The sequence below is a fragment of the Acidobacteriota bacterium genome (assembly GCA_035471785.1).
In the GTDB taxonomy this organism is placed as follows: domain Bacteria; phylum Acidobacteriota; class UBA6911; order RPQK01; family DATIPO01; genus JANQFM01.
This window is the reverse complement of the sequence record DATIPQ010000055.1, coordinates 15,259-32,355: the sequence shown is the minus strand read 5'-3', so window position 1 is coordinate 32,355 and position 17,097 is coordinate 15,259. Positions and strand designations below refer to the sequence as shown.

12 protein-coding genes are annotated in these 17,097 nt (G+C 63.0%); 10 read left to right on the top strand and 2 right to left on the bottom strand.

All coding sequences use genetic code 11. The features are described from left to right. The 7 genes from VLU25_08245 to gltB all read left to right on the top strand — a co-directional run. Positions 1–658: HAMP domain-containing sensor histidine kinase (locus VLU25_08245; protein ID HSR67919.1), on the top strand; the 658-nt coding region annotated here is incomplete at its 5' end. Further along, entirely contained in the window at positions 639–2,018 is a 1,380-nt protein-coding gene (locus VLU25_08240) for a sigma-54 dependent transcriptional regulator (GenBank protein HSR67918.1), read from the top strand. The genes VLU25_08245 and VLU25_08240, both read left to right, overlap by 20 nt. A 117-nt stretch (positions 2,019–2,135) precedes the next feature. Further along, positions 2,136–3,977, top strand: a complete 1,842-nt coding sequence (locus tag VLU25_08235; GenBank protein ID HSR67917.1) for a PQQ-binding-like beta-propeller repeat protein — start codon at positions 2,136–2,138, stop codon at positions 3,975–3,977. 121 nt (positions 3,978–4,098) lie between these two features. Continuing rightward, on the top strand, positions 4,099–4,413 hold the full coding sequence (locus VLU25_08230) for an ATP-dependent Clp protease adaptor ClpS (protein HSR67916.1): 315 nt from the start codon (positions 4,099–4,101) through the stop codon (positions 4,411–4,413). Between the two features lie 18 nt (positions 4,414–4,431). Next, the gene (clpA, locus tag VLU25_08225; protein HSR67915.1) at positions 4,432–6,720 is read left to right on the top strand and encodes an ATP-dependent Clp protease ATP-binding subunit ClpA; all 2,289 of its coding nucleotides are present in this window, start codon (positions 4,432–4,434) and stop codon (positions 6,718–6,720) included. Positions 6,721–6,748: 28 nt separating this feature from the next. After that, positions 6,749–7,444 (top strand): leucyl/phenylalanyl-tRNA--protein transferase, encoded by a 696-nt coding sequence (gene aat, locus VLU25_08220; protein HSR67914.1) that lies wholly within the window; start codon positions 6,749–6,751, stop codon positions 7,442–7,444. 84 nt (positions 7,445–7,528) lie between these two features. Continuing rightward, positions 7,529–11,878 (top strand): glutamate synthase large subunit, encoded by a 4,350-nt coding sequence (gene gltB / locus VLU25_08215; protein HSR67913.1) that lies wholly within the window; start codon positions 7,529–7,531, stop codon positions 11,876–11,878. Positions 11,879–11,880: 2 nt separating this feature from the next. Here the strand turns inward: gltB and VLU25_08210 are convergent, their stop codons facing one another. Further along, a complete protein-coding gene (locus tag VLU25_08210; protein ID HSR67912.1) occupies positions 11,881–12,993 on the bottom strand; it encodes a tetratricopeptide repeat protein in 1,113 nt (370 codons plus the stop codon). A 127-nt stretch (positions 12,994–13,120) separates the two neighbouring features. Between VLU25_08210 and VLU25_08205 the strand changes: the two genes are divergently transcribed. From VLU25_08205 to VLU25_08195, 3 genes are all read left to right on the top strand, one after another. Next, on the top strand, positions 13,121–14,620 hold the full coding sequence (locus VLU25_08205) for a carboxypeptidase M32 (protein ID HSR67911.1): 1,500 nt from the start codon (positions 13,121–13,123) through the stop codon (positions 14,618–14,620). A 92-nt stretch (positions 14,621–14,712) separates the two neighbouring features. Continuing rightward, entirely contained in the window at positions 14,713–14,952 is a 240-nt protein-coding gene (locus tag VLU25_08200) for a CopG family transcriptional regulator (protein ID HSR67910.1), read from the top strand. Next, entirely contained in the window at positions 14,949–15,383 is a 435-nt protein-coding gene (locus tag VLU25_08195; GenBank protein ID HSR67909.1) for a TA system VapC family ribonuclease toxin, read from the top strand. Before VLU25_08200 ends, VLU25_08195 begins: the two co-directional genes overlap by 4 nt. An 11-nt stretch (positions 15,384–15,394) precedes the next feature. On the opposite strand, the gene VLU25_08190 is transcribed toward VLU25_08195, so the two are convergent. Beyond that, positions 15,395–16,939 carry a hypothetical protein gene (locus tag VLU25_08190; GenBank protein ID HSR67908.1) on the bottom strand — a complete coding sequence of 515 codons (1,545 nt, stop codon included), beginning with the start codon at positions 16,937–16,939 and terminating at the stop codon, positions 15,395–15,397. Positions 16,940–17,097 lie beyond the last annotated feature (158 nt).

Here is a 17,097-nt window from a genome sequence, read left to right as displayed (position 1 = left end):
CGTGGCCCACAATGTCAAGAATCCTCTCAGCTCCATGAAGACGCTGATGCAACTGTGGGGCGAGTCCGACAACCTGACCGAGGAGCAGCGGCGCGAGGTTTCGATGATGATTGCCGAGGTGGACCGCCTCTCCGACACCGTAACCAGTCTGCTGCGCTTTTCCCGCCTCGAAAAAGAGGGCAAGCGGGGACCCGGGAGCCAGCAAGTCGAGCTGCTTGGGCTTTTGCAGAAGGTGGCGGGGCTGTTCCGGGGCGACATCGCTTCGCGCCAACTCTCGCTGACTGTCGCGGCGCGTCCGCGGGACGCTGGGGTGAGCAGCAACCGCGGCGCTCTCGAAGAGGTGCTGGGCAACCTCTTGGGCAACGCGGTCGAGGCCTGCAAAGCGGGCGACGAAATTGCGCTCGAGGCCCAGGTCGAGCACAATCGTTGGTGGATCAGGGTGCGCGACAACGGACGCGGCATCCCTTCCTCCATCCGTCCCCAACTCTTCGAGCCTTTCGTCAGCGACAAGTCCAAGGGCACGGGACTGGGACTGGCCATCGTCAAGCAACAGGTGGAGCGGCTGGGCGGACGGGTGGAGCTGGAACCTAGCCAGCGCGGAGCGTCCTTTCTATTGGTCTTCCCCGAGGACGGCAAGCATGAAGATACTGATCGTTGACGACGAAGAAACCGCACGCTACGGCATGCGCAAAACGCTGGCCGTCAGGGGCAAGGTCTTCGAGGCGGGAAACCTGACGGCCGCCCGGCGCATTTTCCAGGAGGAGCGCCCGGAACTGGTCTTGCTCGACCTGCGCCTGGAGGGCGAAGACGGATTCGACCTGCTCGACGAGTTGATGGCCGAAGACCTCCCGCCCCTGGTCATCATCATCACCGCCCACGGCAGCGAAAAAATCGCCGTCGAAGCCATGCGCCGGGGCGCCTTTCACTACGTGGCCAAGCCCTTCGAGATCGATGAACTGCGCCTCATCGTGCGCAACGCCGCCCGCCAGATCGAGTTGCGCCAGGAGAACGTCAACCTCAAAGCCGAACTGGCCGCCGCCAGCGGCTATGGAGATCTGATCGGCAGCAGCGAAGCCATGAAGCGCGTCTACGGACTGGTGGAAAAGGTAGCCGAAACCGACGTCACCGTGCTCTTGACGGGGGAGAGCGGATCGGGCAAGGAACTGGTGGCGCGCGAGATCCACCGGCGCAGTCCCCGCGCCTCCAAGCCTCTGGTCTGCGTCAATTGCGCGGCCATCCCCGAGAACCTGATCGAAAGCGAACTCTTCGGTCACGAAAAGGGAGCCTTCACGGGCGCCTCCCAGCGCCGTCTGGGCAAGTTCGAGCAGGCCGACGGAGGCACGCTCTTTCTGGACGAGGTGGGCGACATGCCGGTTGAGACCCAGGCCAAGATCCTGCGCGTGATCGAAGACAAGCGCATCGAGCGGCTGGGCGGCAACCAGGCCGTCCAAGTAGACGTCCGCCTGGTCAGCGCCACCAACCGCGACCTCAAGGAGATGGTCACGGAAGGAAGCTTTCGCGAAGACCTCTACTATCGCCTGGAGGTGGTGCGGATCGAGGTGCCTCCCCTGCGCATGCGTCGCGAGGACGTCCCCGCCCTGGTCGAATATTTCAGCCAGATTTTCGCCGCCAAGCACCAGCGCCCCAAGCCGCGCTTCAGCGACCAGGCGCTGTCCAGGCTGGCTGCCTTCCACTTCCCAGGCAACGTGCGCCAGTTGCGCAACATGATCGAGCGGCTGGTGGTGCTGGGCAACGAAGAAGAAACGGGAGTGGAACAACTTCCCGAAGAGGTGCGCAACTACCTTCCAGGGAGCGGCGTCGACACCAGCGGACTGCATCTGGAACCGTTCTTCCGGCTCGACTTCAAAGAAGCCCGCGAGGAATTCGAGAAGCGCTACCTGCAATGGCAACTGCGCCGGCACGACCACAACATCACCCACACCGCCCAAGCCATAGGCATCCACCGCCAGAGCTTGCAGCAGAAAATGAAGGATCTGGACCTGCGCAAGGACGAGTGAGATTCCTTTCGGCGAGTTTATTCGCTTTTTTGTAGGAAACAGCAGAGCGATGATGCATGATAGGGGGCAGCTATGAGGACATCTTTCTCTCTATGGAAGAGTATTTGGAGGACTTCGATGCGACAGACGATTGCCCTTGGGGCCCTTTTTCTGTTCTTGGCGGGAACGGCTGCGGCTCAGAACGTCGGCGACCAAGCCACAGCCGGCTACAACCCCCAACGCACCGGCTTGAATGCCCACATGGGCAACTTCAATGCACCCCTGCGCATGATCCGCTCCCTGACACTGGGAGGAGTGGACGACGCCCGGGGCTGCACGGCCTTCGAGGATTTCTTGGTTGTGGGCGAGAGTTCCGACGGAGTCGACCCCGTCCGCTACAGTCTCTTCGACCTGCGCCAGCAGGCGGACGTCCTGACGCCTCTTTTGACCACCACCTTCCTGGGCACCGAAGAGATGCTGAACTTCACGCCCTCCTACGCCAACGATATTCTGCTCCTGGGCGGACCGGCCACCTCCACCGTCAAGGCTATCCGCGTCTCCGTTCTGAGCGAGATCTGGCAAGACGTCACTGTCGGCAGTTCGCAGGGCCGCCATCCGGTCGTGACGGGCGACTTGGCCCTCTATGCCGGAGATCAGAAAGTGGCGGCCCGCCAAGCCTCCACCGGAATCACCTTGTGGGAAGTGGACTCCACTGTGGGTGAAGCTCCGCTGGTGATGCAGGGAGACCGGGCTTATGTCCTGCAGCAGGACGGCACGCTCAACGCACATGCTCTCAGCGACGGCTCCACCCTTTGGTCGCTGGCCTTTATCGGTTCCGCCGGTTCCTCCTTGGCCGCCACCGAGAAGTATGTCTTCGCCACCAACCCGGTCGCGAGCGCTTACGGCGCCATCCGCGTCTCGGACCAAACCCTGGCTTGGGTTGAGACAGATGGCTTCACCCTGGCCCCGGGCGGCTTGGCTCTGGGCTATGATCGCCTCTATGTGTTCCTGGAGGACAACGGAGCCGGGGCGGCCGAAATCCGGGTCCACGACCCTGACAATGGAGATCTGCTGACCGTCATCACCGAAGATGGCAGTGGACTGCGCTTTCCCTCCTTGCTCAACAACAACCTGGTTTACGCCCTGGGTGACGACATCCTCATCCGCGACGCTTTCAGCGGCGTCTTGCTGGCGCGCCTGCCGGCGCCCGATTTGAGAGGGCTGGTGGGGCACGAGGGGCAGTTGTTCGCCCTCTTCCCTGAAGTAATGGAGATCTGGGAACCCTCGGGGGAGATTTTCTTCCCCCAAATCGCCGACGGCGAGGGGCAATCGACGCTCATCACCCTGGTCAACTTGGGCTTTGAGGAGGCCAACGGCCAAGTCGACTTTATCGGCATCGACGGACAGCCGCTCAGCCTGCCCATCGCCGGGGTGGGCGGGACCGACTCCAGCGTCGAGTTCGTCATCCCGCCCCGCTCCTCGCTGCGGGTGCAGACGGGCTCCGGAAACACCCTGCAACGAGGATGGGCCGTGGTCAGCGCCGATCAGGATGTGCGCGGCAGCGCCCTCTTCCAGTTCTCGTCGGCCGGAACCGTCCTCTTCGAAGCCGGGGTGGCGCAGAGCACCGCCGTCGGCGAAGCCCTGGTGTTCATCCAAAAGGATATCGGCCTCTCGCCGGTGGACGGCGTCACCGAGGTCAATTTCAGCACCGGCGTGGCCCTGGCCAATCCTTCCCAACAGGATGCTGAAGTGGAGATGACCCTGGTTGACGACGATGGCGTCATCGTGGCCACGATCACGCTACCGCTGGCGGCCGGAAACCAGGACTCGAGGTTCATCGAAGAGTTCTTTCCCGATGACGTGGGAGAGACCTTTGAAGGCACCCTGCGCCTGAGTTCCGATGTACCCGTAATCGTCACCTCCCTGCGCACTTCGGGCGGATTCCAGCTCTCCAGCCTGCCCGCCGGGCAAGCGCGCTAGCGCCGCCGCGAATGGGGAATCGCGGTTCGAGACGATCCGCGATTCCCTTAATTCCCCCTGTGATTTTGTGTAGAATCGTGAGAGTGTCAGGCGCGTTGCGCCGGCGGAGGGAAGATGACGCATGAGTCAAAGCGGATCGAATCCGGCCACTGTTCAGAAGCCCAAGACTCGGCGCAAGATCACAAAGCCCCCCATGTTCAGGGTCCTCCTCCATAATGACGATTACACCAGCATGGACTTCGTAGTCGATATTCTCCGCAGCATCTTCCGCAAGAGCGAGACGGAGGCCGTTCAGATCATGCTCAACGTGCATTACCAGGGAATCGGAGTGGCCGGTCTCTACCCGGCTCAAACTGCCGAAACCAAGATCCGTTCGGTGCACAGTCGGGCCAGGGATAACGGCTATCCCTTGAGATGTTCGATGGAGCCAGAGTAGAGAGCCGAGAAGATTATGATGTTGAGCAAACCTTTGGAAGCCTTACTGGAGTCGGCCTTCCGCAAAGCCCATGACCAACGTCATGAGTATTTTTCCGTGGAGCATCTTCTGCTGGCCCTTCTGCAGGACGAGTACGGAGTCGAAGTTCTGGTCAACTGCGGAGGGGACATCCGCCAACTGCGCAAGGATCTGGAAGAATTCGTGTCCCAGGACCTGGCCCGCGTAGAGGGCGAGGACGAGTATGTGCTGGAGCAGACGGTGGCTTTCGAGCGGGTGATGCATCGCGCCTTCACTCACGTCCACTTTTCAGGCAAGAAAGAAGTCGACGCGGGAGATCTCCTGGCCGCCATCCTGGAAGAGGACGAAACTCACGCCGCCTACTTTCTAGCCTCCCAGGACATCGCCCGGCTGGACGTGCTCAACTACATCTCTCACGGCGTCTCCAAGAGCGCCTCCGAGGACGTCTTCGGAGAGCCGCCGGCTGAGCTGGACGAGGACGAAGAGGCCGAAGCCGAAGAAAGCGTCTACGGTCCCGCCCGGCGGGCCAAGGCCGATCCGGTGGAAACCTTTACGGTCGACCTGGTGGCCAAAGCCGCCGAGGGACGCATCGATCCGCTCATAGGACGCCACGCTGAACTGCGCCGCACCGTTCAAGTCCTGTGCCGCCGGCGCAAGAACAACCCCATCTTCGTAGGGGATCCGGGCGTGGGCAAGACGGCCCTGGTGGAAGGCCTGGCCCGGCGCATCTTCGAGGGACGCGTCCCCGAGCTGCTCAAAAGCGCCACCATCCTCACCCTCGATCTGCCGGCCCTGCTGGCCGGCACCAAGTTCCGGGGCGACTTCGAACAGCGCCTGAAAGCGGTGCTCAAAGGCGTGGCCAAGCGCGAAAACGTGGTGCTCTTCATCGACGAGATCCACACCGTGGTCGGCGCCGGAGCCACATCCGACGGTTCCATGGACGCCTCCAACATCCTCAAGCCGGTGCTGGCCGAGGGAGAAGTGCGCTGCATCGGTTCAACCACCTATGAGGAATACAAGCGTCACTTCGAGCGCGACCGCGCGTTGCTGCGGCGCTTCCAGAAGATCGACGTGCGCGAGCCCAGCGTGCAGGAGACCTTCCTCATCCTCAAGGGCCTGAAGAGCCACTACGAGGACTACCACGGCATCCAGTATTCTGAAACCTCCTTGAAGGCGGCCAGCGACCTGTCTCACAAGCACATCAACGACCGCTATCTGCCCGACAAGGCCATCGACGTTATCGACGAGGCGGGCGCCATCATGCGCCTGCGTCCCAAGGGCAAACGGCGCAAGATGGTCTTGCCCCACGACATCGAAAAGATCGTGGCCGACATCGCTCAGATTCCCACCCGCAGCGTCAACACTTCCGACAAGGAAAGGCTGGCGGCCCTGGAGGGCGAACTGAAGAAAGTGGTCTTCGGCCAGGATGAGGCCATCCACTCGGTTTCTTCCGCCATCAAGCGCGCGCGGGCCGGGCTGGGCAATCCCGAGCGTCCGGTGGGCTGCTTTCTCTTCACCGGTCCCACCGGCGTGGGGAAGACCGAAGTGGCCAAGCAGTTGGCCTCGATTCTGGGCGTCCACTTTATGCGCTTCGACATGAGCGAGTACATGGAACGCCACTCGGTGGCCCGGCTGATCGGCGCGCCTCCCGGCTACGTGGGCTTCGACCAGGGAGGGCTGCTCACCGAAGAGGTCCGCAAGCACCCCTACTCGGTGCTGCTGCTGGACGAGATGGAAAAGGCCCATCCCGAGGTCTTCAACATTCTCCTCCAGGTCATGGACCGGGCCTCACTGACCGACAACAACGGACGCAAGGCCGACTTCCGCAACGTCATCATCATCATGACCTCCAACGTGGGGGCCCGCGAAGTGAGTGCGGAATCGATCGGCTTCGGCGATTCGGCCATGGTCGCCAACGCCGAGATGCGCTCCAAGGCCAAGAAGGCGCTGGAGAAAGCCTTCAGTCCCGAGTTCCGCAATCGCCTCGACCGCGTCGTCAATTTCTCCAGTCTGCCTCCCGAGATCATCGCCAAGGTGGTCGACAAGTTCATCCGCGAGGTGCAGCTTCAGCTCATCGAGCGCAAGGTCAAGCTTGAGGTCACCCCGGCGGCCCGCACATGGCTTGCTGAGAAGGGCTACGACATCAAATTCGGAGCGCGTCCGCTGCACCGCCTGATTCAGACCGCCATCAAGGACCGCCTCTCCGACGAACTGCTCTTCGGCAAACTGTCCTCGGGCGGGAAGGTCACCGTCCGCCTCAGGGACGGAGAATTGGCCTTCGACGTGTAACCCTCGTCCGCCGACGCCCCCTTAGCCAATGCCCGTCTATCAACTCGGTCCCGAACTCGTCTTCCCTCCTCCCGAGTGGTCGGAGCCGGACGGGCTGCTGGCCGTGGGCGGCGATCTCTCGCTGGAACGCCTTCTGGCGGCCTACTCGCAGGGCATCTTCCCCTGGTACTCGGAAGAAAGCGACATCCTCTGGTGGTCGCCCGATCCGCGCATGGTCCTCAAACCGGGGAAAATGCACGTCTCGCGCTCGCTGGCCAAGGCGATACGCCAGGAGCGCTTCCAGGTGAGGGTCGACAGCGCTTTCTCCCAAGTCATCCGGCACTGTGCCGACAATCCCCGCCCGGGACGCCAGTCCACCTGGATTACCGACGACATGCTGCAGGCCTACGGCCGCCTGCACCAGGCCGGATTCGCCCATTCGCTGGAAGCCTGGCAGGACGGCCGCCTGCAGGGAGGGCTCTACGGCGTCTCCCTGGGCGGCATGTTCTTCGGCGAGTCGATGTTCTCGCTGGCCTCAGACGCCTCCAAGGTGACATTGGCGGCCCTCAGCAGGGGGCTGCAGAAATGGGGATTCGACCTCATCGACTGCCAGGTGCCGTCCCCACATCTCAAAAGTCTGGGATGCCGCGAGATGTCCCGCCGCCGCTTTTTGAAGCGGTTGCGGCAAAGCCTGCAACGACCTACCCGCAAGGGCCCCTGGCCTGAAAAGCGCTTCAATCCTTGAACGGAACTCATCTAATTATTCGATGGTCCGAATAAAAACTTTCTATTTTACTTATGGTCACGCAGCTGCTTCAATAGGTAACCTATGCCCAGAGAGCAGAGCGGGGGGCTGTATCGCTCCAGCTACGAACATGACGGATGCGGGGTGGGCTTCGTGGCCCACCTCTCGGGAGAGCCCAAGCGCGCCATTGTGGAGATGGGGCTGGAAGCTCTGCGCCGCATCGATCACCGCGGAGCCGTGGCCGCCGACGGCAAGAGCGGGGACGGTTCAGGCCTTCTGACCGCCATTCCCGAGGAGGTCTTCGGCCCAGGACGCGCGGTGGGCGTGGTTTTTATCGAGGGATCCCCGCAGCCGCTGCAAGGCGCCGCCCAAGAGCTGGCGCAGGAACGCGGACTCAGGGTCGACGAGTGGCGCCCGGTCCCTGTCGACCGGCAGGTTCCGGGCCAGTTGGCAGCCGCTTCTCAGCCCCACATCTTTCATATGATTCTGGAGCCGGACGGGAGCCGTCCGCGGCCCGACGGGCGGAACCCTCTGCAGGAGCGCAATCTCTACCTGCTGCGACGCAAGATGCAGCGCTTGCCCGGTTGCTGCGTGCCCTCCCTGTCGAGCCGGGTCATGGTCTACAAGGGACTGTTGCGGGCCCGTGACCTGGGCGACTTTTACCTCGATCTTCAACGCTCCGACTTCGTTTCCCGTTTCGCCGTCTTCCATCAGCGTTACAGCACCAACACCTTTCCCTCCTGGCGCCTGGCTCAGCCCTTTCGCCTGCTGGCCCACAACGGCGAAATCAACACGCTCAGCGGCAACCGCCTGTGGTGGTCCTGCCGCGAGGCCCTGATCGAGCACTCGGATTGGGGAGAGGACTTGGGCGATCTGCTGCCGCTTCTGGAAGAAGACGCTTCCGACTCGATGAGTCTCGACAACCTGCTGGAGTTCCTGACATTGAGCGGATGGGACCTGTTCGAGGCCGTCATGGCGCTGGTCCCGCAGGCCTGGGAGGGCTGCTCGGAAATGTCAGAGGAAGTGCGCGACTTTTATCGCTACCATGCCTGCATTCAGGAGCCCTGGGACGGTCCGTCGGCGCTGGTCTTCACTGACGGCCTGCGGCTGGGCGCCGCTCTGGACCGCAACGGCTTTCGACCCTTGCGCTATCAGCGCAGCAGCGACGGGGTGGTCATGGCCGGTTCTGAAACGGGTCTTTTCGACCTCAGTCCTTATCGCATCGAAGAAAGCGGCGATTGCCGTCCCGGCCAAATCCTGGGAGTCGACTTCCAGCAGGGACGTTTGCTGCATCAGGACGAGATTCTGCGCGGGGCGGTGCGAGGACGTCCCTGGAACCTGTGGCTGAAGCGCGGACTGCGCCGCCTGGAGGCGGGCTGCGAACCGCTCTCCTCCTCCCAGCGCTTGAGCGAGCAGGAACGGCTGTGCCTGCAGCAGGCCATGGGCTACAGCAAAGAGGAGTGGGACTTCATCCTCCAACCCATGATCGAAACCGGCAAGGAACCCATCGGTTCCATGGGCGACGATACGCCCCTGGCGGTGCTTTCGCCTCATTGCCGGCCGCTTTCCCATTACTTCCGCCAGCGCTTCGCTCAGGTCACCAATCCGCCCATGGACTCTCTGCGCGAGGGTTCGGTGATGTCGCTGCAATCGCTGCTGGGCCCCATGCGCGATCCGCTGCGGCGGACGGCCCGCCAGGCTGAACGGATTTCTCTCGAAACGCCCTTCCTGTCCTCTCCGATGTTGAGTCGTCTCAAGGCCGAAACGCCCTTCCTCACAATGGACGTCTGTTTCGGAGAGGAGGAGGGCCTGCCTGGGGCTTTGCGCAGGCTCCAGGCCCAGGCTGAAGAGGCGGCACGGCGGGGGGACTGGCTCTTGCTGCTCAGCGACCGCAACATCGACCGCCGCCGCATCGCCATCCCCTCGCTGCTGGCCCTGGGAGCCGTCCATCACCATCTGGTGCGCCGCGGACTGCGCGGACGGGTCAGCATCGTCTGCCAGGCGGCGGACGTGCGCGACGATCACCACCTGGCTCTTCTGATGGGTTACGGCGCCTCCGCAGTCTGTCCCTGGCTGGTGCTGGAATCGCTTGACGAGGCTCAAGCCGCCCAGTACCGCCGGGCCCTGGAAAAAGGCCTGCTCAAGATCATGTCCAAGATGGGCATCTGTACGCTTTCCGGATACCAGGGAGCGCAGATCTTCGAGATCCTGGGGCTGGACCGGGAGGTGGTGGAGGAGTGCTTTACGGGCACGCCCTCGCCCCTGGGAGGCATCGGCTACGCCGAGATCGAGGAAGACCTGAGAGCACGCCATCAAGAAGCCTACCAGGACTGTCCCGAGCGCCTCCCGCTGGGCGGACTGCACCGCTTTCGCCGCGGCCAGGAACACCACGACCTCAATCCCGATATGGTGAAGAAGGTGCAGGCGGTGGCTCAGGGCCGGCCCGGTTCTCAGGCTGCATTTCAAGAATTTCTCAAGTCGCGTCCGCCGGTGTCGCTTCGCGATCTGCTCGACTTCCGAGAGCATGAGAGGGCTATAGCGCTCCAGGAAGTCGAGCCGGCGGACGCCATCTGCCGGCGCTTCACCACTGCTGCCATGTCGCTGGGCGCCCTCTCCCCCGAGGCCCACCAAACGCTGGCCCTGGCCATGAACCGGCTGGGAGGCGTCAGCAACAGCGGCGAAGGGGGCGAGTCGCGCCGCCGCCTGCTCAGCAAAGGCACCGCGGAGGACGCCAACAGCCGCGTCAAACAGGTGGCTTCGGGACGCTTCGGCGTCACCGCCCAATACCTGGTTTCGGCCGACGAGCTGCAGATCAAGATGGCCCAGGGATCGAAGCCTGGCGAGGGAGGGCACCTGCCGGCCCACAAGGTCAATGAACACATCGCCGAACTGCGCCACTGCCGTCCCGGGACGGAACTCATCTCGCCGCCTCCCCACCACGACATCTACAGCATCGAAGACCTGTCGCAGTTGATCTACGACCTCAAGGAGGTTCAGCCCGAGGCCGCGGTGAGCGTCAAGCTGGTCTCCGAAACCGGGGTTGGGACGGTGGCTGCGGGGGTGGTTAAGGCGGGCGCCGACGTGGTTTTCATCAGCGGACACGACGGCGGGACGGGAGCCTCTCCCCGCGGCTCCATCAAGTACGCCGGCACTCCCTGGGAACTGGGGCTGGCCGAGACCCATCAGACTTTGACCCGCAACGGATTGCGTTCGCGGGCGGCACTGACCGTGGACGGCGGGCTCAAGACGGGCCGGGACGTCATGATGGCGGCTTTGCTGGGCGCCGACCGCTTCGGATTCGGAAGCGTGGCGCTGGTGGCCGCCGGTTGCGTCATGGCCCGCGTCTGCCACCAGAACACCTGTCCCGTGGGCGTGGCCACTCAGCGTCCCGACCTGCGCGAGCGTTTCCTCAAAGATCCGCGCCGCGTCATCCGCTATCTGCGCTCGCTGGCCGAGGAGGTCCGCCACCTGCTGGCCGCGCTGGGTCTAAGGACGCTGAAGGAAGCGGTTGGACGAACCGATTTGCTGGTCCGCCGCGCCCTCCCCGGCCACCCGCGGACGCAGCGGCTCGACCTCTCGCCCCTGCTCCGCCGCGAAGAGGCCCCTCGCCTCGTCAGAACCGCGGCGGTTGGCCGCCCAAGTCCGCTGATGAGGGCCGCTTCCCGCGTCCTGGCAAGGGACGACGACGCGCACCTCTTCTTCCCCATCCACAACCGTCAGCGCTCGGTGGGTGCCCGTTTGGCGGGAGAAATCGCCCGTCTCAGCCTGGCCGGAAAGCCCTTCCAAGGCCGAGTGCGGGCCTGCTTCCAGGGCGCCGCCGGACTCAGCTTCGGGGCCTTCTGCAGCCGGGGCATGCATCTGACCCTGGTGGGAGCCGCCAACGACTACGTGGGCAAGGGCATGTCGGGAGGAGAGCTGGTCTTGCGTCCGCCCGACGGGGTGGAGGCCTCGCAACCCCGTTCCATCGCCGGAAACACGCTGCTCTACGGCGCCACCGGAGGCCAGCTCTACGCAGCCGGAGTGGTGGGCCAGCGCTTTGCCGTGCGCAATTCAGGGGCCCTGGCCGTGGTGGAAGGCTGCGGAATGCACGGATGCGAGTACATGACCGCAGGCATGGCCGTGATCCTGGGCCCGGTGGGTCCCAACTTCGCCGCCGGGATGACGGGCGGCAGCGCCTTCGTCTACGACCCCGACGACCGCCTCCACGTGCATCTCAATCCGCAAACCGTTGAGGCCCGCCAGCTAGAGGCCGAAGAGGACTTGCGTCCTTTGCACGACTGCCTGAGCCGCCACCTCCAACTGACCAACAGTCCTCTGGCCGAGGAACTGCTCGCCCACTGGCCGGTCAGCAGGCATTGTTTCAAGCGGGTCACGCCTCGCCGGCGCCAATCCCGCCCTTCCCTTCAGCCTATGGCAGTGGGCGCCAGCGAGTAGAGTCAGCGCAGGTAGCGCTTGAGCGTGCGGGCATAGGACGGTTTGAGTTTCTTGAGAATCTCGTATTCCTTGCGGGCGGCTGTCAGGTTGCGCTGAGCCACGTAGGCCAGCCCCAGTCCGTAATGGGCCTCGGCCGAGTTGGGGGACCACTGGATGGCCTTTTTGTAGGAGGCGATCGACTGGGGAATCATGCGCATCATGTACTGTGAATTGCCCAGCGCCGCGTAGGTGTCGCCGTTGCCCTTGATGGAGGCGGCGCGTTGAAAAGCCTCGATGGCTTCCACGTGGCGCGAGGAGTCGGCAAGGGCCAGGCCCAGCGTGTAGTGATGCTCGGCCACCGATGAATCGAGCCGTGCAGCCTTCTTCAAGGCGGTGACGGCGGCGGCGTACTGCTGGTAGTTGTAATGCAGCTTTCCCAGTGCGAAGAAGATGTCGGCGTCGTCGGGTTCGAGTTCGGCGGCCTTGCGGAAAGCCTCCACTGCCTTGCCGTACTGCCCTGTTTCGGAAAGTGAGACGCCCAACGAATAGTGGGCGTTGGCCAGCGAAGGATCGGCCTCCACGGCCTGAGTGAAGAACTGCGCCGCTGCCCTGTGATCGCCCGCGGCCGACTTTTGCAGGCCGCGGTTGAAGAGGGCCTGGGCGTCTTTGGGATTGGCTTCCAGGGCGCTGCCATAGGCTTGCTCGGCCTCGTCGGCGCGTCCCACCTCCTCCAAGGTGCGGGCCAGGTTGTAGGAGGCCTGGGCATTGGAGGGGTCGATGCGCTGCGCTTCAGCGAAAGACTGCAAGGCGGCATCGTAGTTCTTCATCTCGAAGAACATCTGACCCAGCAGATCGTGAAAGGTGGAGACTTCAGGGGCGTCGTCGCGGGCCTTGAACAACTGGGCCTCGGCCTCTTCGTTCTTGCCCAGTGCCAGCAGGGCCTTGGCCAGGTTGTAGTGGGCCGTGTAGCTCCTGGGGTTCAGCTTCAGTGCCTGGCGGTAGACTTGCGCCGCTTCTTCGTATCGCTCCTCGAGCAGCAAGGCTTCTGCCTTGGCTTCGATCTGCATCGACTCCTGATAGCCCAAGGCGCTACCCGCCAATAATGCCGTACAGAGAAAGATGGTTGCCTTCTTCATGCGCTCCTTTTGATGCACTAATTGTAAAGAAGTTCGACTCTTTAGGCTAGATTCATTGCTTTTGCGCTGTATCGAGGCGGACCTTCTCTCCGCAGCGCGGCTGGAAAACCGCTAGAATGCTGCCTTTATGAGCACGGAAGCGAAGTTGCAGGAGTTGTTCAGCCGCAGCGAGGAACTGGAGGCGCTGCGGGGAATCGGGGACGGACTGGCCTGGGACCAGGAGGTCATGATGCCCAAGAAGGGAGGGCCTCTGCGGGCCCGCCAGATTTCGGTCCTGGCCTCCCTCAGCCATGAGAGGCTGACCGATCCGGCCTTGGGCGAGCTGTTGCAGGAGCTCTCTTCGGACGGGGAACTCAACGAGTGGGACGCGGCCTCCGTCCGCGAGCTGAAGCGCCAGTATGACAAGGGCGTCCGGCTGCCCTCTGACCTGGTTCGCGAACTGGCTCTGACCGGCTCCTTGGCCTACGAGGCCTGGGTTGAAGCCCGCCAGAAGTCCGACTTCGCGGCCTTCGCCCCCCATCTCGAGAAGATGCTGCAACTGAAGCGCCGCCAGGCCCAATGCCTGCGCAATGGAGGCACTCTTTACGACGCGCTTCACGATTCCTACGAGCCGGGGATGACCAGCGCTCAGTTGGATGAGTTGTTCGCCGTCCTGCGTCCGCGCTTGAGCGGCCTGCTGGGCCGGATTCAGGAATCGCCCAACCAGCCCGACCGCGGTCTGCTGCAGCGTCCGGTGGCGGTGGACGTGCAGAACGACTTCGGGCGCTCGGTGCTCAGCGCCATGGGATTCGATTGGCAGGCCGGACGCCTCGACGTCTCGCCGCATCCCTTCTGCGTGGGCATCTCGCCGCTGGACGTGCGCATGACCACCCGCTACTCGGAAACCCAGTTGGGCAGAGCCTTCTTCGGGATGATCCACGAGTGCGGCCATGGACTCTACGAGCAAGGGCTGGAGGCGGCCCGCTTCGGTCAGCCGGTCATGTCGTCGGTTTCGCTGGGCGTCCACGAATCGCAGTCGCGCCTGTGGGAGAATGTCATCGCCCGCAGCCGCGCTTTCTGGAGCCACTGGCTGCCCAAGCTGGCCGAAAGGGCTCCCAACCTCTCCGACGTCGCTCTCGACGACTGGGTGCATGCCGTCAATTTGGTGGAGGCTTCCTACATCCGCGTGGAGGCCGACGAGGTCACCTACGGGCTGCACATCATCCTGCGCTACGAGATCGAGAAAGCCCTGGTGGAGGGCGAACTGGAAGTCGAGGATCTGCCAGAGGTCTGGAACGACAAAATGGAGGAGTACCTGGGCATCCGTCCCGGCAACGCCGCCGAGGGCGTGCTGCAGGACACCCACTGGTCGCAGGGGCTGGTCGGCTACTTCCCCACCTACTTGCTGGGCAACGTCTACGCCGCCCAACTCCATGCCAAGGCCCAGCAGGACCTCCCCGACCTGGAGCAGCAAATCGCCACCGGCCGGATGCGTCCCCTGCTGGACTGGCTGCGCCAAAAAATCCACCGCCAGGGAAGCCTCTACCGGCCCGTCGACCTCATCTCCCGCGCCACCGGCTCCGCCCCCGACTCCAAGCACCTGCTCGACTACCTGGAGAGCAAGTACGCGGCCCTTTACCGGCTTTGAGCGAACTGGTGACCGTGCAACTTTCGGGAGGGAAGTCTCCTCCTGGCTGGCCGAGGTTGCATTTTTGATGTTTGATGTTCTATGCTTGATGCATGCGCACCACTCTGGATATCGATGACGACATCCTTCAAGCCGCAAAGGAACTGGCTAAGCGGCGCAAGAGCAGTGCAGGCAAGGTGCTGTCCGACTGGGCTCGGGAGGCTCTGACGCCGCGGCCAGGGGCTGGAGAGAGGCGGCTCCGCAATGGGGTTCCTGTACTACCTGAGGACAAGAGGGGAGGGGTCGTCACGCTTGAAGCCGTGAATCGGCTGCGCGATGAGGAGGCCGATTGACGGTCCTGCTCGACGTTAACGTCCTCGTCGCACTTTTCGATCCGGCTCACATCGATCATGAGACTTGTCACCGGTGGTTCGCAACGCAAGTAGACGACGGATGGGCCAGTTGCCCTCAGACCGAGAACGGGCTGGTCCGCGTCCTGGCAAACCCCAAGTATCCAGGCCGCCGCACGACCATCGCGGACGCGATCGGGCGCTTGCGCGAGTTCCAATCCAACACGCAACACTCTTTTTGGGAGGACTCCCTGTCAGTGGGTTCGCCCAAGTGGCTTCGGATTCAGCACATCCAAGGACATCGCCAGTTGACAGACGTCTATCTTCTGGGGTTAGCGGTCCATCGCGACGCCGCCCTGGCGACCCTCGACCAGCGGATCAACATTGAAGCGGTCAAAGGGGCTCGACAGCGGCATCTCCAGCTCCTCAAGTAGAATCGCCGCGCTCAGCGGCTGGCCAGATGCTGGATCATGGCTTGCAGGAGGATGAGGCGGAGGTGCGGGGCGAAGGTGCGGGTGTAGTCGCGGGCGGCTTGAAAGTCGAGGCGCGCCCAGGCCGCGACAGAAGCCCTTTCTATGTAAGGAGAGTTGCTGAGCCGGACGGGTTGGGAACCCCCTCCCTCGCCCCCTCGCACCTCATCGGCCAGGGCCAGGCCCATCTGAATGAGGTCGAAATCGACGACGTCATTGAGGGAACCCTCCCAACTGATGAGAGTGGCGAGCCGTCTCTCCTCTTCTTGCGGCTCCAAGTCTTGCAACTCTATGCTCCGGCGTATTGACTCCAGGGTCCAGACCGCCAGGTCGAGGTTCCGATGGCGGCTTTGCTCAAATAGGATCTTGAGCTGTTTGAAACCGTCCTCCTGCTCGCTCATCTGCTCCACCTGCCGACGGACCCAATCGGGACGGAAGGGCATCTCGCGAACAAGATCCTGAGTACGGTCATTGATCTCCCTGGCCTGAGTTCGGCTCTCGAAGCGACGGATATTGCCCTGCCCATCCAAGGAGCCGACTTGAGCTGCATTGAGAAACTCATCCAGGCCTCCGGCCTTGTCGACTAAATCGCTGAGCCACGGCATTTCCTGCGCGAGTTCCAACATAAGCTGCGGTCGGCGGCTGGTGTTGTGGCGGAGTACGTTCCAGATCTGGAACTCGGCGTACGACATCGTCAGTTCATGCGGCCCTGCCTTCATCACAAACCCGTTGGCGGAAGGGGGCGTCATTCTTCTCAAGGCATCGAACAGTGGCGGCAGCAACTCGGGATAGGAGCGGGAGACCCTGTGGGCCAAGTTCAGCAAGACCTGCGCTGACCTCTGATCTGCCTGTCGCGCTGAAAGCCGCTCGATAACGGCCTCTACGACAACGGGGGCTTTATCGGGAGACTCTCTTAAATCCTCAAGCTGCTTGAGGACCGACATCGGCACGCCCCCACTTCTTGCTAAGGAGTTAATGGCTTGGCGCGGGTCGCGGCGGAACTGCCTTGCGAATCCTTGCGAGGTCAGTCTACGCCACATCTCGCTGTGTTTCTTCAGCGATTCGATTCCCAGACGTTGCGGCGGCGCCGGCCAGTCCAGTAGGAGTTGGTGTGCCCTAGTAGCGTCCTGTTGAGCCATTTGTGCGGCGCAACCGAGAAGCAGGCCCCAGGAGTGATCATACTCAGCCACCGCTTGGGCCCGGCCCGCCTGGCGAACAAGCCGGTCAGCGATCTCCCCGATCCGGTCCACCGCCGCCCGCGGGTGGACTCGCACCCACAGTTCGGGCAAGCCGTGGAGGTTCTCGATGGGCTCCTCTTGCAGCAACACGGTCAGGGCTTCTTCCAACAAAGAGCGTGCCTGGCGGATGCGCTGAGGGGTAGTGCTGAGGGCTCTTGCTATGCGGTTGACGTCATCATCTTCGAGAGCCACGACCTCAACCCGGCGGAGACCTTCCTGAGTCTGCGCCAACACGAGTCCGCTGAGCAGGCAGAAAAACAGAACCGCTAAAATATTTCGCATGGCTTCTAACTATCTTTGGATGGATGAGCAACAGAAATGGTTCCGCTTAAATGCAAACTAGTAGAGCAGGAAGGCGCGGCGGCGTTGGGCGAAGGCGGCGGGGCTGGATTTCCAGGATTCCAGGACTTGAGCAGGGGGCGGACGGATGGGCTTCCGAT